The organism is Pseudomonas rhizophila (assembly GCF_003033885.1).
Classification (GTDB): Bacteria; Pseudomonadota; Gammaproteobacteria; order Pseudomonadales; family Pseudomonadaceae; genus Aquipseudomonas; species Aquipseudomonas rhizophila.
Genome location: NZ_CP024081.1, coordinates 3801576 through 3822931 on the forward strand (window position 1 = coordinate 3801576; position 21356 = coordinate 3822931).

General features: G+C 59.4%; 14 protein-coding genes. 7 read left to right on the forward strand and 7 right to left on the reverse strand.

What is annotated here, in order from left to right; genetic code table 11:
- The first annotated feature begins 205 nt into the window (after positions 1–205).
- The 4 genes from CRX69_RS17690 to CRX69_RS17705 all read left to right on the forward strand — a co-directional run bounded on the left by CRX69_RS17690 (position 206) and on the right by CRX69_RS17705 (position 8174).
- Complete coding sequence (locus tag CRX69_RS17690) at positions 206–1921, forward strand: type I secretion system permease/ATPase (RefSeq protein WP_047229093.1); 1716 nt, start codon at positions 206–208, stop codon at positions 1919–1921.
- Positions 1922–1939: 18 nt separating this feature from the next.
- Positions 1940–3259, forward strand: coding sequence for an HlyD family type I secretion periplasmic adaptor subunit (locus CRX69_RS17695; protein WP_076384617.1), 1320 nt, complete (start codon positions 1940–1942; stop codon positions 3257–3259).
- Between the two features lies 1 nt (position 3260).
- Positions 3261–4589, forward strand: coding sequence for a TolC family outer membrane protein (locus CRX69_RS17700; RefSeq protein ID WP_047229091.1), 1329 nt, complete (start codon positions 3261–3263; stop codon positions 4587–4589).
- 108 nt (positions 4590–4697) lie between these two features.
- Positions 4698–8174: a M10 family metallopeptidase C-terminal domain-containing protein gene (locus tag CRX69_RS17705; RefSeq protein WP_107322462.1), complete on the forward strand. Its 3477-nt coding sequence runs from the start codon at positions 4698–4700 to the stop codon at positions 8172–8174.
- Positions 8175–8231: 57 nt separating this feature from the next.
- Here CRX69_RS17705 and CRX69_RS17710 read toward each other — a convergent pair whose 3' ends face one another.
- From CRX69_RS17710 to CRX69_RS17735, 6 genes are all read right to left on the reverse strand, one after another.
- Positions 8232–9224: a LacI family DNA-binding transcriptional regulator gene (locus tag CRX69_RS17710; protein ID WP_047226423.1), complete on the reverse strand. Its 993-nt coding sequence runs from the start codon at positions 9222–9224 to the stop codon at positions 8232–8234.
- Between the two features lie 75 nt (positions 9225–9299).
- On the reverse strand, positions 9300–10802 hold the full coding sequence (locus CRX69_RS17715; protein WP_107322463.1) for a glycoside hydrolase family 32 protein: 1503 nt from the start codon (positions 10800–10802) through the stop codon (positions 9300–9302).
- Entirely contained in the window at positions 10799–11944 is a 1146-nt protein-coding gene (locus CRX69_RS17720) for an ABC transporter ATP-binding protein (protein ID WP_107322464.1), read from the reverse strand. Before CRX69_RS17720 ends, CRX69_RS17715 begins: the two co-directional genes overlap by 4 nt.
- Before the next feature lie 27 nt (positions 11945–11971).
- Positions 11972–12814: a carbohydrate ABC transporter permease gene (locus CRX69_RS17725; RefSeq protein ID WP_047226425.1), complete on the reverse strand. Its 843-nt coding sequence runs from the start codon at positions 12812–12814 to the stop codon at positions 11972–11974.
- Positions 12811–13773, reverse strand: coding sequence for a carbohydrate ABC transporter permease (locus CRX69_RS17730; RefSeq protein WP_107322465.1), 963 nt, complete (start codon positions 13771–13773; stop codon positions 12811–12813). The genes CRX69_RS17725 and CRX69_RS17730 overlap by 4 nt, the downstream gene beginning before the upstream one ends.
- A gap of 22 nt (positions 13774–13795) precedes the next feature.
- Entirely contained in the window at positions 13796–15070 is a 1275-nt protein-coding gene (locus CRX69_RS17735; RefSeq protein ID WP_107322466.1) for an ABC transporter substrate-binding protein, read from the reverse strand.
- Between the two features lie 168 nt (positions 15071–15238).
- Here CRX69_RS17735 and CRX69_RS17740 point away from each other — a divergent pair, with 168 nt between their 5' ends.
- Positions 15239–16801 (forward strand): carbohydrate porin, encoded by a 1563-nt coding sequence (locus CRX69_RS17740; RefSeq protein ID WP_107322467.1) that lies wholly within the window; start codon positions 15239–15241, stop codon positions 16799–16801.
- 182 nt (positions 16802–16983) lie between these two features.
- Here the strand turns inward: CRX69_RS17740 and CRX69_RS17745 are convergent, their stop codons facing one another.
- On the reverse strand, positions 16984–17898 hold the full coding sequence (locus CRX69_RS17745; RefSeq protein ID WP_076384631.1) for a LysR family transcriptional regulator: 915 nt from the start codon (positions 17896–17898) through the stop codon (positions 16984–16986).
- 258 nt (positions 17899–18156) lie between these two features.
- Here CRX69_RS17745 and CRX69_RS17750 point away from each other — a divergent pair, with 258 nt between their 5' ends.
- Both CRX69_RS17750 and CRX69_RS17755 read left to right on the forward strand, forming a co-directional pair.
- Entirely contained in the window at positions 18157–19182 is a 1026-nt protein-coding gene (locus CRX69_RS17750; protein ID WP_047226435.1) for a zinc-dependent alcohol dehydrogenase family protein, read from the forward strand.
- Between the two features lie 683 nt (positions 19183–19865).
- Positions 19866–21353, forward strand: coding sequence for a hypothetical protein (locus tag CRX69_RS17755; RefSeq protein ID WP_107322468.1), 1488 nt, complete (start codon positions 19866–19868; stop codon positions 21351–21353).
- Positions 21354–21356 lie beyond the last annotated feature (3 nt).

The following is a 21356-nucleotide window of genomic DNA, read 5'->3' on the forward strand; positions in this document are numbered from 1 at the left end:
GTGGGGCGACAAAGATGTAAGAACAGGCGATGGCGATCCTTTGAGGGTACCCTTCAGAACCGCACACACATGCCGATACAGCGCGCGTAGATCCTGATTGCGCAAGCGCTTCAGAGGGGGTCGCCCCCAATACTCAAGGCGTATGTGCGCCTGTACCCACTAGGTTTTCGCAGGTCTGCCCATCAGCGGGCCTCAGGTAAGAATCATGTCAGCCCACCCCAGGACCGAGCTGGAAGGTGCCCTTGCCCTATGCAAAGGCAGTTTTCTTTGCGTCGGTTTTTTCAGTTTTTTCGTCAATTTGCTGATGCTGGTTCCATCGTTCTACATGTTGCAGGTGTATGACCGTGCAGTAGGAAGCGCCAGCCAGTCGACTTTATTGATGCTCACGCTGATCATGTTGCTGTTGATGATCACGATGGGCGGCCTGGAGTGGGTTCGTTCGCGGATTATGGTACGAATCAGTACTCGCCTGGACACGCTGCTGGGCCAGCGTCTGTTCGACGCCAGTTTCAAGCGGGCACTCAACACCAACGGCATGAATGCCACCGCCCAGCCGTTGAGCGACCTGAACGCCTTGCGCCAGTTTCTGACCGGTAACGGCTTGTTTGCCTTTTTCGATGCTCCGTGGATTCCGATCTACCTGGCGGTGATGTTCATTTTTCATCCATGGTACGGGTGGATGGGGGTCGTGAGTGCGGTGATGCTAGGGGCGTTGGCGTTCATCAACGAGAAGCTCACTCATGCACCGTTGCAGGCGGCCAACCGCGAGCAGATCGCGGCTACCACCTTCACTAACAAGAGCCTGCGCAATGCCGAAGTGGTCGAATCCATGGGCATGCTTGCAAGTCTGCGTCAGCACTGGAACGGGCAAATCCATAAGGTCCTGACCTTGCAAAGCCTGGCCAGCGACCGCGCCGCGACCATGATGGCGATGTCCAGGACGTTCCGCCAGATTGTTCAGTCGCTGATGTTGGGCCTGGGCGCCTACTTGACGATCAATCATGAGATTTCGCCCGGGCTGATGATTGCCGGCTCCATTTTACTGGGGCGCGCCCTGGCGCCTATCGATCAGTTGATCGGCGTCTGGAAAGGCTTTCTTGGCGCACGCTCGCAATATGCCCGATTACACGAGTTGCTGGTCAAGATCGCCGCCGAGCCTGAGCGCATGTCGTTGCCCGCACCTGAAGGGGCGATTCGCGTCGAGGGGCTTTCAGTGGGATCCCCGGACAATCGCAAGCCGATTATTCGCGGCGTGGACTTCCAGGTGGCCGCTGGTGAGGTGGTGGGGATCATTGGTCCCAGCGGCGCAGGAAAGTCGACCCTGGCCAGGGCGTTGCTGGGGATCTGGCCAAACCTGGCCGGAACCGTGCGCCTGGACGGTGCAGACATCAGCCAATGGCGCCGGGACGAACTGGGCCAGTACATCGGCTATTTGCCCCAGGACATAGAACTGTTCGAGGGCAGCATCAGCCAGAATATCTCACGCTTCGGCCCGGTGAATGCGCCTGCAGTGGTCGCCGCCGCGCGCATGGCCGGTGTACATGACCTGGTGCTGCAACTGCCCGATGGCTACGACACCTTGATTGGCGCCAATGGCGGTGGACTCTCTGGCGGCCAGCGGCAACGCATCGGGCTGGCCCGCGCCTTGTACGGCGAGCCGCGTCTGGTGGTACTTGACGAGCCGAACTCCAATCTGGATGACGCTGGAGAAAAAATGCTCGCCGAAGCGCTGCAGAAACTGCGGCAGAATCGGGCCACGGTGTTTGTCATTACCCATCGTTCCGGGGTGTTGGCGCAGGTGGACAAACTGCTGGTTCTCAATCACGGCGAGCTGAGCCTGTTCGGGCCGCGCGACAAGGTCCTGGCACGGCTACAGGGCGCGACGCCGACGGCCCACCAGGCTGCCGCGGTTGAATCGTAGGGACGGATGAACAACGTTATGCAAGACACTAAGCACTCATCCGTCGATATGTCCGGGCTGCCAATCGATGACAAACCAGTACGGCGCATCGGCTACTTGATGCTGCTGGTCACCTTTGGCCTGTTTGGCGGCTGGGCTACCCTGGCTCCGCTCGACAGTGCTGCGCTCGCGCCGGGTGTGGTAACCGTCAAGAGCTATCGCAAGACCGTACAACATCTTGAGGGCGGCATTGTGCGCGAACTGCGCGTGCATGACGGTGACCTGGTGAAAGCCGGCGATGTGTTGTTGGTACTCGACAACACCCAGGCGCGTTCGGAAATGGAAGCCATGCGTAGCCAGTTGATCGCCGCGCTCGAACTCCAGGCCCGATTGGTGGCTGAACGTGATGCGCTGCCCGAGCCACCGCTCGTGCCTACGCTGGATCCCAATGATCCCCGAGTGCGCGAGGCTCGCGACAGTGAAGGGCGGATCTTCCAGACCCGACGGACCTCGTTGCTGGGCGAAATCGGCTTGCTGGAGAAGTCCATCGGACAAATCGAAGAACAGATCCGCGGATTCAAGGCCGTCATCGCCAGCAAACAGATGCTCGCCGTTTCCTATGAAGAAGAGATTGTCGACTTGCGTGCATTGCTCGCCGAAGGCTACGTGGACAAGCAGCGTCTGCGCGAGCAAGAGCGAAGTCTTTCTCGGCTGCAGGCCGAAATTGCTGAAAGCCGCTCCGAAAGCGCGCGAGCGCGGGTTCATATCGACGAGGCGCGGTTGAAGATACTGCAACTGAAAAAGACTTTTGCCACCGAGGTCGCAGGTCTGCTGGGCGATGCGCAGACCAAGGTCTATGAATTGCGCGAGCGGCTGGCCACCCTGCAGGACCGCGACCAACGCACCGATATCCTCGCGCCCGAGTCGGGAATGGTCATGGGTATGACCGTACACACGCTGGGCGCAGTGGTCAGTCCAGGCACTGCGCTGTTGGACATCGTCCCGGCCAACGAAGAACTGATTGTTGAAGCACAGCTGTCACCGATGGACATCGACCGTGTCGCACTGGGCAAACTGGCGGACATTCGCTTCAGTGCGTTCAAGAGCAGCACCACGCCAGTCATCGAAGGGCAACTGGTGCAGATATCAGCTGATCGCCTGATCAACAAGGACACCGGTGCCGCTTATTACCTGGCACGCGTGGCCCTGACCGACAAGGGGCGTCAGGCCCTGGGCGATCTCACTCTGGTACCGGGAATGCCGGTCGAAGTGCTGATTAATACGGGCGCGCGGACGCTGTTGCAGTATTTGATGCAGCCGGCCAGCAATGCGTTTGCCCGTTCGTTGATCGAGGATTGACATGAAGCTTCTGATCGCGATGAGTCTGGCCCTCGTGCCACTTGGCGCTCTCGCTGACGACAGCTCGGCGCTCCCTTACACAGATCTGTTGCAACTGCATCAGGAAGCCCAAGTGGCTGACCCGCGTATTTTACGGGCACAAGCGATGGTCCGTAGTGGTGAGGGCAGCGAGCGGGCGGCCTTTGGTCAACTGCTGCCACAGCTCAATGCCAGCGGCAGTGTTAACCGCAGTCGGCGCGACGACGATTTGAATCGTATCCAATACAACGGCAAACGCCTGGCGATGATGCTCAATCAGGTTATTTACGATCCGCAGGTCTGGCGCAGCTACCAAAAGTACATAGAGCTGGCCCGCCAGAGCGAGTACGAGTCCGATGACACTCAAGTGCAGGCCAGCATTGATTTGTCCGAGCGCTACTTCGCGGTTCTCGCGGCGGAGGACGAATTGGCCCTGGTACGCAGCGAGCTGGACGCGACCGAGCGCAACCTCAAACGGACCCACGCGCTGTATGCACGCAAAATGGCGATGGTGACTGATGTACTTGACCTTGAGGCGCGTGTGGATGCGCTCAGGGCGGATGAGATCGAAGCCAGCAATGAGGTCGAGGTGAGTCGTCAAGCCATGTCCGAACTGGTGGGGCGTGATATCCGTGAGCCGCTCAAACGCATGGCTGGCAATCCAGCCTTCAGTTTACCTGCGCAAGCGCAGGACCATTGGGTGCAGACAGCACTGGACAGTAACCCGGCACTGCTTGCCCGCGAGCACAGTATCCGCGCCGCCGAGGCCGCTATCGGTGAAGCCAGGGCGGGACATCTGCCACGGTTGGGGCTGAACTTGACCGCGCAACGCAGTGATATCGGCTATGAAGGCGCGTTGGCGCCTCGTTCGGACAATCTCGTCGCCTCTCTGGACTTGCAGGTGCCGCTCTATAGCGGCGGCTCCACCCGTGCCCGAGTATCAAGCTCCGAAAACGATAAGGAAGTCGCCGAGCAAGAGCTGGAAGCCTTGCGGCGTCAGGTCATCACGCAAACCCGAACGGCCTATCTTGGCGTGACAACCGGGCTCAGCCGAATCAAGGCAACACAACGCGCCTTGGAATCCGCCGAAAAATCACGGATAGGCACCGAGAAGGCCTTCGGATACGGCGTCAAGAATGCCGTCGATGTGCTGGACAGTATCAAGGAAGAGTTTCGCGCACGGCGCGACTTCAATCAGTCCCAATACAAGTTCGTGACCAGTTTGCTGGTGCTGCATCGCTGGAGCGGCAGATTGGGGGAGGAGGATATCCGCAGGGTCAACGAATGGCTCGTTGCACCGTCATCTCACTGAAGACAAAAATAGTGGCAAGATGATGTTAAATCCACTCATTCTAATGCAAAATATCCCTCTGTAATGGCCGCACCAGGAAAGGCCACAGACTGCCCAAGGAAGCTTCACATGCCCCATCCCGTTGGTTACTCGTTTGTTTCGTCCGCAAAGCTGACCGGCAATGCGCAGGTCAATAGCTTGCTTTATGGCACCTATTGGATGGGCAACTCGTGGAGCACCGGCACGTTTACCACGCCCCTGACGTATAGCTTCGTCACGGCGGACTCACGTTTCGCCATCAATTACAGCAGTGATAGTGAATATGAGTCCATCTATCTCCTGACGTCAGCGCAGCAAAACGCCATCGTCAGCGCGCTCGGCACCTGGAGTTCGGTCGCCAACCTCAAATTCACACGGGTCAGCGAGTCCTCCACCAACGTCGGTGATCTGCGCTTCGGCGGCTATCTGGATATGGACGAAGACACCGCTGCCTGGGGCTATTTTCCCGCTCACACACCCAGTGCCGGTGATGTCTGGATCGGGCCAGTGACGAACGACCCGACTCCGGTCAAAGGTACGTACGACTATCTGACTTTTATGCATGAGATCGGCCATGCTCTGGGCCTCAAGCACCCGTTCTCGCAAAGCCTGTCAAACCCCACGGTACTGGCGCCTCAGTTCGATGATGTCCGCTATACCATCATGAGTTACGACAGTGCTTATTCCTATGAGCCAACCACGCCCATGCTGCTGGACATTGCCGCCATCCAGAGTCTCTATGGGGCCAACACTCAGTGGCAGACCGGCAACAACACATACAGTTGGGCGGCAGACCAATCGGTTTTCGAAACGATTTGGGACGCAGGCGGCAATGACACTATCGATGCCACCAATCAGCTCGCAGCGGTGCGCATCAATCTGAATGAAGGCCAGTTCAGCAAAATAGGGCAAGCGTTCATCGACCTAGACACCCAGGCGGCGTTCAACGACGGGCTGGCGATCGCCTATGGCGCAAAAATTGAAAACGCAGTCGGCTCGGCCAATGACGACACGCTCATTGGTAACGCACTAAACAACCTGCTGAATGGCCGTGCCGGCAAGGACTTGATGATCGGCGGGGCGGGTAACGATACTTACGTCGTCGACAACAGCGGTGACGTGGTTCAGGAAAGCAGTGCCCTCAATAGCGGAATCGACAGCGTTGTTTCATCAATCAACTACATTCTTGGCAGCAACCTTGAGAACCTGACACTGAGCGGCACCGGCAACCTCGACGGTACCGGCAACGCGCTGAACAACCGCATCACCGGTAACGCTGGCGCCAACACCCTTTCAGGAGGGGCGGGCAGCGACACCCTGGATGGTGGCAGTGGTATCGACACGCTGATCGGTGGCACTGGCAACGACACCTACGTGGTCGATAACATCAGTGACCTGATCAGCGAAACCAGCACCCTGGTCAGCGAAGTGGATACGGTGCGTTCCTCGGTGAACTGGACCCTGGGCAGCAATCTGGAAAACCTCACGCTGATCGGGTCAGCCTCACTCAATGGCACCGGCAACACGCTGGGCAACGTACTGGTCGGTAACGCCGGCAGCAACCTGCTGAACGGCGGCGGGGGGATCGACACGCTGATCGGTGGTACCGGCAATGACACCTACGTGGTCGACAACCTCAGGGACATTGTTCGTGAGACCAGCACCCTGGCCAGTGAAATCGATACGGTGCGCTCCTCGGTGAGCTGGACCCTGGGCGCTAATCTGGAAAACCTTGCCCTGACCGGCGCTGCTCACCTCAGCGGCACCGGTAATGCCCTGCGTAACGTCCTGACGGGTAATGCGGGCAATAACGTGCTCAACGCAGGAGCAGGCAACGACACACTGGACGGTGGCAGTGGTATCGACACGCTGATCGGCGGCACCGGCAATGACACCTACGTGGTCGACAACCTCAGGGACATCGTTCGTGAGACCAGCACCCTGGCCCGTGAAATCGATACGGTGCGCTCCTCGGTGAGCTGGTCTCTGGGGGCCAATCTGGAAAACCTCGCCCTGATAGGCACTGCCCACCTCAGTGGCTCCGGCAACGCCCTGAACAACGTGCTGATGGGCAACGTCGGCAACAATCTGCTGAACGGTGGCACTGGTATCGACACGCTGATCGGCGGCACCGGCAACGACACCTACGTGGTCGACAACCTCAGGGATGTCGTCCGCGAAACCAGCACGCTAGCCAGTGAAATCGATACCGTGCGCTCCTCGGTGAGCTGGACCCTGGGCGCCAATCTGGAAAACCTCGCCCTGATAGGCACTGCTCACCTCAGTGGCACCGGCAATGCCCTGCGCAATGTGCTGATCGGCAATGCAGGCAACAATGTGCTGAACGGTGGCGCAGGAAACGACACACTGGACGGTGGCAGGGGCATCGACACGCTGATCGGTGGCACCGGCAACGACACCTACGTGGTCGACAACCTCAGGGATGTCGTCCGCGAAACCAGCACCCTGGCCAGCGAAATCGATACCGTACGCTCCTCGGTGAGCTGGTCCCTGGGTGCCAACCTGGAAAACCTCACCCTGATCGGCAGTACCCACCTCAATGGCACCGGCAACACATTGGGTAACGTGCTGATTGGCAACGTCGGCAACAATGTGCTGAACGGTGGAGCAGGTAACGACACCCTGGACGGTGGCAGTGGTATCGACACGCTGATCGGTGGCACGGGCAAGGACACTTACGTGGTCGACAACCTCAGGGACATCGTCCGCGAAACCAGCACAACGGTTAGCGAGATTGATACCGTGCGCTCCTCGGTGAGCTGGTCCCTGGGTGCCAACCTGGAAAACCTCACCCTGATCGGCAGCACCCACCTCAATGGCAACGGCAACACATTGGGTAACGTGCTGATTGGCAACGTTGGCAACAATGTGCTGAACGGCGGAGCAGGTAACGACACCCTGGACGGTGGCAGCGGTATCGACACGCTGATCGGCGGCACCGGCAATGACACTTATGTGGTCGACAACCTCAGGGACATCGTCATCGAAACCAGCACCACGGTTAGCGAGATCGATACCGTGCGCTCCTCGGTGAGTTGGAGCCTGGGTGCTAACCTGGAAAACCTCACCCTGGTCGGCAGCACCCACCTCAATGGTACCGGCAACGCCCTGGGCAACGTGCTGAACGGCAACACCGGCAACAACGTGCTGAACGGTGGAGCTGGCAACGATAAACTCAACGGCGGCGCAGGCGATGACACGCTGATCGGCGGCATTGGCAGTGACACGCTCACTGGCGGCACTGGAGCCGATCGATTTGTTTTCAGTGCGTTGGATGAACTGGGTAAGGGAAGCGCTCGCGACGTCATTACCGACTTCAGCAGCATTCTGGGCGATAAGATTGACCTATCGAAACTGGCTGCCGATTTCCTGACCATGCCAATCAACGGGTTCAGCTTCATCGACTCGAACGACTTCACGAGCGCGGGGCAATTGCGCTTCGTCGATCAGGTGCTTTACGGCAACATCAACGACAATCTGGATGCGGATTTCGAAATCCAGCTACTGGGCGTCAATACCTTCAGTGCCAACGATCTGATTGCTTGATAAAGCAGTGTCCGGACGCTTTGAGACAGCTCAGAGCGTGCCCAATACAGACTCGGCTTACAGCGACGCCCTGACTACCAATGGGCAATCTACCGGCTGGGCGCCCGACACCTCGAGGTTCTCGATCAGGTGCCGGGCAGCCCTGCGACCGATCTCGTAGTACGGCAGTTGGACCGTGGTCAGTGGCGGAATGAACAGCTCGGCGATGCCGATCATGTTGTCATAGCCGAGCACCGCAACATCGCTGGGAATCTTCAGGCCACGGCCCAACAACAACTGATAGGCACAGAAGGCGATACGGTCGTTGCCGCAGATCAGAATGTCGAACTGCGGTCGCCCCTCGATGATGTGCCGGTCGAGAATGGCTGCGGTTTCACCGTAGGCATCGTGATCGGAAAGGTCGTATTGCAGAAGTGCTTCCGGCGCCAGCCCAAAGGCCTGGCAGGCACGTTGCAACCCTTCTTGTCGCAGGCTCCAGGCAAGGCTCTGTTTTGGCAGATTGATACACAGAGGGCGCCGATAGCCTTGGCTCAAGGCGTGATGCACCGCTCGATGCTGCCCCGTTTCATCGTCGGGCACATAGCTGACCAGGCGAGTGTCATCGGCCAGGCAATTGGCGAGTACCAGGGGTTTGCTTTTCAGGCGCTCGGGGATGCTCACCTGGCGCAATCCCATGGCACTGAAGATCAACCCGTCGGGACGGTGCGACATCATCAGGTCGATGTTCTGCTCGGTGGGCGGGTTGCTCAACAGGTTGAGGATAAACACATTCCAACCGGCTTGCTGCGCGGTCTGCTCGATGGACAGCAGCAGCTCGACTGCGAAAGGTGTGGTCGCGGTATCCAGTGCGAACACACCGATGGTTCGCGCCTGGAGATTGTCCCCGCGCATCCTGCGCGCCGAAAGGCTCGGTACGAATTGCAGTTCGTCAATGGCGCGACGCACCCGCTGAAGGGTTTCGGGGCTCAGTTTTTCCGGATTGTTGAGCGCTCGAGAAACCGTCATCAGGGACACGCCGGCCAGCTGTGCAACGTCTTTCACTGAAGTCATGCGAGGTGCGGCCAGTCAGGTTGACGCCGAATCATGACACAGGCTCCGGGCTTGTCGCGACTCGAATGACATTGCTCATAGCCATGCGGAAGCCAGCGGCCATGCATTACCAATGGAGACGCGTCCGCCAGCCCCGCTTGCCAATAGTTTTACCCCCAGGCTGTCGGGCCGCGGATAGACGCGGCTGCTGAGGCTGAAGCGGCCGTCTTGCTCAAACACCTCGATGGACGAACGATCCAGAAACACCCGCAGGTGCAAGGACTTCTGGGCGTGGTCTATCGCCACGCTGCGCTGACCGCTCACCTGCGCGCCCGAACGACTGCGATCCAGTACCAGGCGCTGCAGCGAAGCGTCGTAATAGAGCAGGGTTTGTTCGTCGCCCTCAGCACTGCAACGCAAGGCGATACCCAGGTGACCTTCGGCACAGCCGAGCAAATCCAGATGCACATGGAGCTCGAGCCTGTCGCCATTGACCTGTGGCACCCATTCGTAGCCCGGTCCAACCCACGCAGAGGTGTGCGGCAGCGGTGCCTTGCGTAAAGCGGTCAGTTCCCGGGCCGGAAACACCCTGAGGCGGTCGGCATGCAACTGCAGTTCCCGGGGTAGGCCGAGCATGCCGCACCAGTGATGGGCCTGGCTCGGCATCGGACTTTCCCACATGTCGAGCCACGCCCACACCAGGCGCCGACCGTCAGCAGCCACCAGCGTTTGCGCAGCATAGAAGTCATGGCCGTTATCCAGCTCGATAAACGGGTCGCCGCTGAAGTGCCATTGGCTGTCGAGTTGCCCCACGCGATAACCGGTCTGGTACTTGTTGAGCCGCTCGTAACCCTCGGGGCGCATGCCCTGGGGGGAGTACAGCAGCACGTCGCGCCCATCGAGGCGAAACAGGTCCGGGCACTCCCACATATAGCCATCGCCCTCGTTGCCGCGGGCTACATAGTCAAGGAACTCCCAGGCGCGCAGATCGGTGGAGCGGTACAAGGGGAGTAAAGGCGTATCGCCCAGGCGTGCGCCGGCAATCAGGTACCAATAGTCGTTGTCCTTCCAGACCTTGGGATCACGAAAATGCATGATCGTGTCTTGCGGTGCGGTCTCGATGACGACACCCTGCTTGACGAACCGGATGCCGTCGACGCTGGTGGCAAGACACTGAACCTGGCGGATCTGGCGTTCGTCACCCACTTCCCCCAGCCAGGTGTGCCCGGTGTAGATCAACGCCAACGTGTCGCCACACACCACCGCACTGCCGGAAAAACACCCGTCGCGGTCAAAGTCATCGCCTGGCGCCAGTGCGATGGGCAGGTGCTGCCAATGGACCAGGTCAGCGCTCTTGGCATGCCCCCAATACATCGGGCCCCATTTCGCGTCGAAGGGGTGATGTTGATAGAACACGTGGTACTCGCCGCGAAAGTACACCACTCCGTTAGGGTCGTTCATCCAGCCTGCGGGCGGGGCAAGATGATAGTCGGGGCGATAGTCATCGGTGACGCGAGACAGACCAGCGCTCAGCGCCTGTTGCGCAAGCTCAAGGGTCGCGGATATTGGAGCGTTCATGGGATTCACACACACGGTCATAGGGCGCCTGCTCGTACCGAGCGCTGGGCAATGTCATCCAACGGGGTTTCGAGGGATTGTGGGTGGCGCCTCAAGGCCGTGCCGTCGGCATCGAACAGGTGCAGATTGTCGATCTCTACCTGCAGTTCGACCCGATCACCCACTCGCCACCCGGCGTGGACCTCACAGCGACAGATCATCGGCTCATCCTGACCGGTATCGAGGTGCACATAGGTTTCACTGCCCAGGTATTCGACCCCGATCACGGCGATGCCGGCTGTGCCCTGTGCCGCCTTGAGTGCTACATGTTCCGGGCGAATCCCCAGGCTCAGTTGGCTGTTCGCCGCCAGGCTTGAGCTGTCAAAGGGCAGGGTGGTCCTGCCCAATACCAGGCTTTCCACCAGGCTGCTTGCGCCTGGCGTATGCAGGAACGCTGCAAGAAAGTTCATCCTTGGCGAGCCGAGGAAACCGGCGACAAAACGAGTCGCCGGGCGTTCGTAGAGTTCCCGCGGCGAGCCAACCTGCTCGATACGTCCGCCATTGAGCACGACAATCTTGTCGGCCAGGGTCATCGCCTCAACCTGATCGTGGGTCACGTAGATCATGGTCGTGCCCAGTCGGGCATGTAGCCTGGCGATTTCGTTGCGCATTTGCACCCGCAAAGAGGCGTCCAGATTGGACAGCGGCTCATCGAACAACAAGATGTCCGGTTCCCGTGCCATAGCCCTGCCCATGGCCACCCGCTGACGTTGGCCACCCGATAATTCCTTGGGTTTGCGTTGCAGCAGTTTGTCCAACTGCAGTATTTGCGCGGTTTTCAGCACGCGCTCGCGCAGGCTGGTCTTTTCGGTCTTGGCCAACTTGAGACCAAAACTGATGTTGTCGTAGACGCTCATGTGCGGGTAGAGCGCATAGGACTGAAACACCATGCCGACGCCACGCTCGCGCGGCTCCAGGTCATTGACCCGGCGCCCGTCGATCAACAGGTCGCCGGCGCAGATGGAATCCAGCCCGGCGATCAGTCGCAGCAGGGTGGATTTTCCGCAGCCCGAGGGGCCGACGAACACCACGAATTCACCGGCGGCGATTTCCAGGCTGACGTCGCGAAGAATGCGCATGCCGCCCAATTGTTTGTTCACGTTGTCTAGCTTCAACTTGATCACGATGCTGTTCCTTGTCTTTGTTGGGCATCAACCCTTTAACGCACCGGTAGTGAGACCGGAAACGATTCGGCGCTGGAAGATCAGCACCAGAATCACCAGTGGGACGGTGACCAGCACCGAAGCGGCCATCAACAGCCCCCAAGGCAACTCATGGGAGCTGCCGCCGGAAATCAGGGCGATGGCTACCGGCACCGTGCGCTGCGTGTCGGTGAGGGTGAAGGTCAGGGCAAACAGGAACTCGTTCCACGCAGCAATGAAAGCCAGCAGGCCGGTGGTGACCAGCGCAGGCCAGAGCAGCGGCAATAACACGCGGGTCAGGGTGACCCAGGGCGAAGCACCGTCCATGATCGCCGCCTCCTCCAGCTCATGGGGCAGTTGGCCCATGAACGTGGTCAGCACCCAGACGGTGAAGGGCAGGGTGAAGATCGTGTAGCTCAGGATCAGCGCCCAGGGCGTGTTGTACAGGCCCAGGGCACGGATCACCTCGAACAGCCCTGACAGCACCGCGACCTGGGGAAACATCGACACGCCCAGAACCATTATCAACACCGCGCCGCGTCCACGAAACTTCACCCGGCCCAAGGCATAGGCGGCGGTCAGGCTGAGGAACAGCGCCAGCGCGACCACACTCAGGGCAACCACCAGCGAGTTACCGATTGCCCGCAGGAACGAGGCCTGGTGGAGCACGGCGGCATAGTTGGAGAAGTCGGGGTTGTCGACCCAGTAGCTCACCTGGAACAAGGCACTGGACGGCTTCAGCGACGTCACGATGGCGTAGTAGAAAGGGAACACCGCATACAGCAGCAAAATCGCGATCAGGCACCAGAATCCGACGCGCAACAGCGCTTTTTTCAGTAGGCGCGGGCTCATGAGCGAACCTCCATTTGACGGCGTCCGAGGTACAGATAAATCATGGCGATGACTGCGACGACCAGAAACAGCAAGGTCGAGGCTGCGCTGCCGTAGCCGACGTCCTGAAACTCCATCAGATGCTGGCGGGCGTACACCGACATGCTCATGGTGCTCGACGAGTTGGAGGTCAGCACATAGATGACGTCAAACACCCGCAACGAATCGAGGATGCGGAAAATCGCCGCCACCAGCAGCGCAGGCATCAGCAGCGGCAGGGTGACTCGCCAGAACACCTTCAGCGGGTGAATGCCATCGACGCGGGCGGCTTCGTAGCAATCGCCCGGCAACATCTGCAAGGCCGCCAGCATCAGCAGCGTGACGAACGGGACGGTCTTCCAGACGTCGACGATGATCACGGCCCACATCGACAAGTCGGCGTCTGCCGTCCAGGCCAGCGGCGCGTCAATCAGGCCGGCGCCCAGCATCAGATGATTGATGATGCCGAACTGGTCGTTGAGCATCCAAGACCAGATTTTCGCCGAGACAATGGTGGGGATCGCCCAGGGAATCAGAATCAATGCCCGCACCAAGGCGCGCCCGGTGAACTTGACGTTCAGCAGCAGCGCCACCAACAGCCCCAGCACCATTTCCAACCCCACTGAGACCACAGTGAAATGCAGGGTGTTGCGCACCGCGTTCCACCATTGTGGATCGACCAGGATGCCCGACCAACCGGTGCTGCTGTGCAGCAGATAATTGCTCAGGCCGATAAAACTTGCGTCACCGGTGTCCGCCAGGCTGGCGTCGGTCAGGCTGAACCAGAATGTACGCAGCAGCGGCCAGGCCGCCACCAGGGCCAGGCACAGCAGCATCGGAGTCAGGAACAGCCAGGCGGCGCGAACCCGGCGGCGTTGTACCGGCGTTTCCAGAGCGGGCATCAGCTCGTCACCGGACGCCAGGGTAGTGGAGACAGACATGGTGAATTTCCTTCCTTGTGGCTTACCAGTTCCGGCGCTTGATGCGTGTCAGTTCGCTTTCCAGCTCCGCCAGCGCCTGATCGACCGGCACCTCGCCGGCCAGCACGCCATGCACTTGATCGAAGAAGGCATTGGAGACACGTGGATAGCGATCGGCGGTAATCGAGGCGGGGCGCATGACCCCATCCTTGAGAATGCTGCGCAGTTGACTGTAATAAGGCATCGCCGCGAGCAGCTCGGGGTCTTGATAAAGTGACTCGATCACCGGGTTATAGGCGCCGACCAGGGCACGATGTTTCTGCTGCTGAGCACTGCTCAGGTAGCTCACCAGCTGCGCGGCAAGCTTTGGATTGGCGCTGTAACGCGACACCGCCAGGCCCCAGCCACCCAGGGTGGAGGCGTGGGTGCCGGTCTCGCCACCGCGGGGCAGGGGCGCCACGCCGACCTTGTCTTTTACGACACTGTCCGGGCTTTGTACCAGGGCCCAGACATACGGCCAGTTACGCATGAACAGCGCATTGCCCGACTGGAATACACCTCGTCCTTCTTCCTCGGTGTAGTTGAGTACGCCACGTGGGGAGATGTCTCCTACCCAGCTCTTGGCCAGCGTCAACGCGGTTCTTGCGGCCGGGCTATTGACCACGATATCGCCCTGTGGATTGACCAGCCCACCTTGCGGCTGGCTGCTGATCCACTCCAGTGCATTACACGTCAGGCCTTCATAGGCGCGGCCCTGAAAGACGTACCCCCAGGCATTGGCGTTCCCGGCGCTGCGCTCAGCCTGTTGGACTTCCCGGGCGGTTGCAGTCATTTGCTCCCAGGTCTGCGGCACCTGTTTGTGGTACTTCTCGAGCAAGTCCTTGCGGTAATACAGCAACCCCGAATCGGTGAACCAGGGCATCGTCACCAGCCGGCCGTTCACCGTGGCGTTATCCACCTGGGCCTGGAAGTAGCCCTCGGTCGCGTTGGCAGGGAGCACCTCGCGCAGGTCCATCAGATGGTTGGCCAGCATCCCCGGCCACACCATATCGATTTGAATGATGTCGATGTCGCTGGATCGGGCACTCAGGATTTGTTGGTAGAACGACAACCTTTCGGTGGCCGAGTTAGGCGTGGAAACCACTTCGACGCTGTTGCCGGTCTGCTTCGACCACGCTTCGACAGCCTCCTTGCACAGCTGCAATTCAGCACCTACGGCACCGCAGGAGATCGTCAGATTGGCGGCAGTCGAGAGGGATGGAAGCCCGACACAAAGGCCGAGCAGCGCAGCAGGAAGGAGCGATTTGAGCTGTTTCATAAAGCCCTCTTTATTTTTGTTTTTAGAAAAGTTAACGTTAACATCGCCAAATGTAGCAGCGTATTAGCGATGAGGCACCCTTTTTTTCACGGTTTTTGACAATTCAAAAGCCGAAGAAAAAAGACCATTGCGGGAACAAAAAAATAAAAACAAAACAGGGAAATCCACATGCAGAAAGCATCAAGCTGGCTTCTCGCAGGCGTGCTCGGCACCGCGGCGGCCACCTCTCACGCTGCGACGCTGGAAGAACGCATGGCTGCGTTCGAGGCCCGTGCCAGCGCCGCGGAAAAACGCGCCGCGGCTGCCGAACAGCAAACCCAGGCCCTGGCCAGGGAACTGCAACAACTCAAACTCGCCGCTCCCGCGCTCCAACCGGTGGCATCCACTGCAAACGTTGCCACGCCGACGCTGGACACGCGGCTGGCAAAACTCGAAGCCCGGCAACAAAGCCTGGAAAAACAAGACAGTGGCGCATCCCTCACGGACGGATTCAGCTTCAAGGGCTACGCCCGCTCGGGGTTGCTGGTCAATGACGGCCTGGGTGGCGGTCGTGGCGGCCCTTATACCACCCCGGCCGGTTCCGTCAGCGGTGCCGTGGGGCGACTCGGTAACGAGGATGACACCTATATGCGGATCGACCTGTCGAAAGAGCAATACGCGCAGAACGGCACCCGCTCAAAATTCACCGTGTCCATCGCCGATGGCGTAGAAAGCTCCAATGACTGGACGGCCGACGAAAGCAACCTGAACGTGCGGCAGGTGTTTACCGAACTGGATCACATCGCGGCGTTCAAGGGGAACTCGGTGTTTGAGAATTCCACCCTCTGGGCAGGCAAGCGGTTTGACCGGGACAATTTCGATATCCACTGGTTGGACTCGGACGTCGTCTACCTGGCTGGCACCGGCGGTGGCATCTACGACGTGCAGATGAACAAGAACTGGCGCTCGAATTACTCGTTGATCGGGCGAAATTACGGGGAGTTCAGTGACGGCGGCGTCAATGCCGATGTTGAAAGCTACATCCTGACCTCCAACCAGTTCTTCGACAATGGGCAGTGGCAGTGGATGTTCAACGCCATTGGCGCTAAAGAAAACGACATCGGCACTCGCAACAATGAGGCGGGCCTGACACCTGCGGACTCCGGCCTGCACAGCATGGTGGCCAATCACCAGAAGAACTTTTTCGGCAGGGAAGGCTTCTTCAAAACGGCGTTGCTCTATGGGCAAGGCCTGGGGGCAGAGGTCAAGAACATCGGCTCGGACGGCGAACTGATCGACGACGCCCGTGCTTTGCGTCTGGCGCTCTATGGTGAGACGCCCATCGCCCCCGGCTGGCGCATCGGTCCCAGTTTACTGGCCGAACAGAGCAAGGACCGGTACGTCAAGGGCGACGACTACCGCTGGATGACACTGAACGTGCGCCTGGCCAATGAAATCAACAGCAATTTCGAGATGGCCTACGAGATGAGCTGGCAAACCATGGACCTCGATCCCAAGGGCTACATGGAACGCAATGCAGTCGACGGCAACTTCTGGAAGTTCACGGTCGCCCCGACCTTCAAACCTGATTTTGGAGACCTTCTCACACGCCCCGAATTGCGCGTGTTCGCCAGCGTCATGAACTGGTCCTCGGATCTGGACAGATACAGCGCCTCCGATTCCTTCGGCAAGTCTGACTTCAACGCAGGCGGCGTGTGGCAATACGGCATACAGATGGAAACCTGGTTCTAGTTGGACGGGGGCGTCTTCTGAAGCTGGATTCGAGATGCCCCCGGTATTGCCGCTTTGATCACGTGCGCCTTGCTTCTGTTTCCCAGGCATGAGAAGGGCAGGTCGAGCGGGCACAGGTCAGGATTGGTTGGTCTATGGCGAGTGCCTGTGAGGGACTGGGTGGTGACAGCAGCCCGGAGTTTCTACAAGCTATCCGGATCGCCAAAAAACATCTGAATCCGCGAACGCAACCAGCGCTCACCCGGGTCGTTGTCCTGGGAGCCGCGCCAGGCCATGTGCAGTTCGAAGCTGCGCACCGGAATCGGTGGGTCTTCGGCGCGAACGCCGCCAGCGGCGGTCAGTGCGTCGGCGGTGTAGTCGGGCACGATGGCGATAATGTCAGTGCCCGCCAGCAACGTGCTCAGGCCATTGAACTGCGGTACGGCCAATACCACGTGACGCTTGCGGTCCAGTTTCTCCAGCTCTTCATCGATGAAACCGCTCAGGTCCCCGGCGAAGGACACCAACGCATGGGGCCGGGCACAGAATTCGTCCAGGGTCAGCCGACCCGGCGCAGTGTCGGCCCGCAGCACTTTGGGCATGCTGCGCCGCAAAACTTTACGCTTGGCGTTGGCCGGCAGATCCTCGGTGTAGCTGACGCCGATGGAGATTTCACCGGACGCCAGCAAGCCCGGCATCAGAATGTAGTTGACCCGGCGTACCACCAGGACAATGCCCGGGGCTTCGGCCCGCAGACGCTTGAGCAGCATCGGCAACAGCGCGAACTCGGCGTCGTCCGACAGGCCGATGCGGAACACCGAGGTGCTGGTGGCCGGGTCGAACTCCGCCGCGCGGCTGACCGCCGTGGAGATCGAATCCAAGGCTGGGGAGAGCAGGGCGAAGATTTCGACCGCCCGGGCCGACGGTTCCATGCTGCGACCGGTGCGCACGAACAGCGGGTCATCGAACAGGTTGCGCAGCCGTGACAGCGCGGCACTGATGGCTGGCTGGCCGAGGAACAGCTTCTCGGCGGCTCGGGTCACACTGCGTTCATGCATCAATGTTTCGAACACGATCAACAGGTTCAGGTCGACACGACGCAGGTCATTACGATTCATCTGGGGTCCTGGCAGATTCAGCAAGCTTGACGTGAGCGGCCATATGAGAACAATGACCGGCATGAATCTTACGGGGAAAGACTGGTACTCTGCACCGGCTAATTGCTTTTTCTTAGGGATAGGCCCTACAAGACTGGGTTCATTTTCTTGCTGCGGAATCAATGACAGGCATGTCGACTATTAATAGCCACTGATGGTCTTGGGTACAAAGCCCGGATAGAGTTCATGGCATTAGAGGTTACTTTGACGAGGTTTGCGATGTCCCGCACGATCCGTTTTCACAAGTTTGGTGGTGCCGAGGTGCTCAAATGCGAAGAGCATGCGGCGGCTCTTCCTGCGCCAGGAGAAGTGCAGGTCCGTGTCGAAGCGATCGGCATCAGCTGGTATGACACCCTCTGGCGCCAGAATCTGGCGTCGTCCCAGGCGCGCCTGCCGTCGGGCCTTGGTCATGAAATGGCTGGGGTGGTGACGGCTGTCGGAGACGGTGTCGACGACCTGGCTGTAGGCGACAAAGTTGCCAGTTTCCCTGCCGAGAGCCCTAACGATTACCCGGTGTACGGTGAGATCATCGTGTTGCCGCGTACCGCGCTGACCCGTTATCCCGACGTGCTCACCCCGATCGAAGCCGCTGTGCACTACACGCCACTGCTGATCGCCTATTTCGCCTACGTGGACCTGGCACGGGTCAAGCCGGGGCAGTTTGCCCTGGTCACTGATGCCAGTCATTGCGCCGGACCATCCTTCGTGCAACTGGGCAAGGCCTTGGGTGTACGGGTGATCGCGGCCACCAAGACCGCTGATGAGCGTGAGTACCTGCTGTCGCTCGGCGCCGAGAAAGTCATCGTCACCGAAGAGCAGGACTTGCTGATGCAAATCAACAAGCTCACTGATAACCGTGGCGTCGATGTGGTGTTCGATGGCCTCGGCGGGCCGCAAATGTCGCTGCTCGGTGATGTGCTGGCGCCGCGGGGCAGCCTGGTGCTGTATGGCTTGCAAGGCGGCAACCAGACGCCGTTCCCGGCCTGTGCGGCGTTCCAGAAGAACATTCAGTTCTTTGTGCACTGCATCGGCAATTTTACCGGCAAGCCGGAACTGGGCATCATCCAGGATCAGGTGGCATTGCAGCGGGCGCTGCGCGATATCAATCAACTGACCGCCGATCGCGTGCTGTTGCCGCTCAAGACCCGGGTGTTTCCATTCTCCGAGTTTGTCGAAGCCCACCGTTACATGGGCGAATGCCCCTGCCGTGAACGCGTTGCCCTTCAGGTAGTCGACCCCGCCTGATTCCTCCTCCGCGCAAGAGTCAGCATGGCGACTCTTGCGCTGCCTTCGGCCTGAACCTGCTTTCCTTCCTTCTTCTGCCATTGCCGCTCCGTTCGGCAATGACGCCCTGGTGCGCGGCAACCACGCCTTCGCCTGGGCGGTCCAGTTCACTCAACACCCAAAAAGCGTTTAATCCCCAGAGAACTGAACTGGTTTTTGCCCTCAATCTGTATCTTCTAATCGTTATTTAAGTCCTGATAATTGAACGCTGATTTCCATCTCAAGGAAGAAGTCGTGGCGCAGTACAAGTTTCTAGAGAATCGTCATCCTTCGGGCAAAGGTGCATCAAGCGTTAATTATTTTAACGCCATCAATCGACTGTGGGAAAAACTGACTGGGGCAGGGGGACAATTGAAGTTAGGCATGTTCTTTGTTTTTCGTACTCGTTGTCTGAAGGATGCTGTCGGAATCTTCCTAGGACGCAGGGCGGAATCGCTGAAACCCAATGCCTCAGGGGCTTGCAGGCACGTACCGAGGCGAAGCGGGCGAACTCCACAGCTTATGTATCAAATAATTACGACAAGCAAAGCTTGAGCGTATTACCAATACTCTTTGCAGTACTAGAACAACCTTCCAGATCAACCCGTCGCCCGGTCACGCTATGCCGGTGCGACGCCGATATTTGAATTTCCAGGTATATGGCTATGAGTTCAATTCATGAGCAGGCAATGAATCACGTGTATCAACAGATATTGCAGCGACTGTCAGGTTTTTATTCCCGCGCGGAACGGACGGCGTTGCAGCTTTTGATCCAGCGTTTAATTGTCGCCGCTGGCGGCATCGACCGGATCGGCGACTATCGTGTGTTGACGGTCCAGAACGGCAGCCGGGACAGTTTTTATGTCCTGACCGCCTTGCGGGCCGCACAGTTGAGCATCGCCGGCAGGCATCCGGTGACCTTCGACTTGCGTGTCGCCACGCCACGCCTGAGCGAAACCACCCAGGCGACCCTGGAAAACATCCACCGCTGTTACAGCGCGCTGTTCGTCTACGACGACCCCCGGGTGGAACTGCTGATGGCGGATAACCGCGAGGTAGTGCCGTTCAATCACAAGCAGCCATTGTCGGCGGCCGGGCATGAGGCCAATCGCATGGACACGCTGGTTCTGGGCCACCTTCGCTCGATCGACAGCCCCTTGGAAGTAGGCGATCACGGCTACCTGGCGATGGCGGAGTTCTATCGGCATATGGCTCGCTGGGAGCGCGGCGTGGACTCGTTAGTCAGCAGTGATACGCCTCGCGAGCAAAAACAGTTCATGTCGGGCCTTCGACGTGCCGCCCGCAAGGTCGGCCTGGCGACTGACCCGTCCAGCGGTTTCGACAGTCTCTTCGCGCAACTCGATACCTTGGGCGCTAATCCCTACCTGGGCTTCTATGGTCAGGACCACGAGGGCGCGTGGAAACCCGAGGGGCATTTCGAGGCGTGTCGGCGCGTGAGCCACATCGGTATCGACGACCTGATCGTCGACAGTTCGCAAGAAACCAACTGGCCGCTGTTCAGTGAATTCCTTCGGGTGCGGACCGATGAACTCGTCGCATCGGCGCCGGAAAACGAATACCTGAGCCCACTGCTGTCAGCTCACCTGCATGGCCTGCAGGCCTGTTATCTGCAGGGGCGCAGCTATGAGGCAGGTTATGGCGACTATGTACAACGAGCGATCATGATCATGCATCGCAAGCAGTTGCCCGAGCACGTCTGCGAGCAGGCACGCATGCTGTTCGGCCCACCCACGGCCATCCCCGAGCGGCGCGCCCAGGCCGCCAGCGACGCGCACAAGACCCTGGGGCTCAACGAAACGCAACTGGTGTGCATGTTGTTCGCGCCCTTCGTGGAGCAAGGCGCTGGCCTGGAGCACTTCCTGCGCTGCTGTCATCCGGGCATGCTGGTGGCGATGCCCGATCTGCACAAGGCCATGCAGGGCGCGGCCATTGCCGATCAGGTGGCGCAATGGATGGTCGACGTCAGTGGCCTGTCCATCGATATGCTCGGCAAGCTGTATCGGGCGAGTATCACGCCGCCGGAGCAGGAGCAGGCATCGGGGATGGATGCGCAGCAACCTGTCGATGACATTGACATTGAAGAAGCCGGGCAGGGCGACGATGCCATGCGCGAACGTGCGGCACGGCATTGAGGG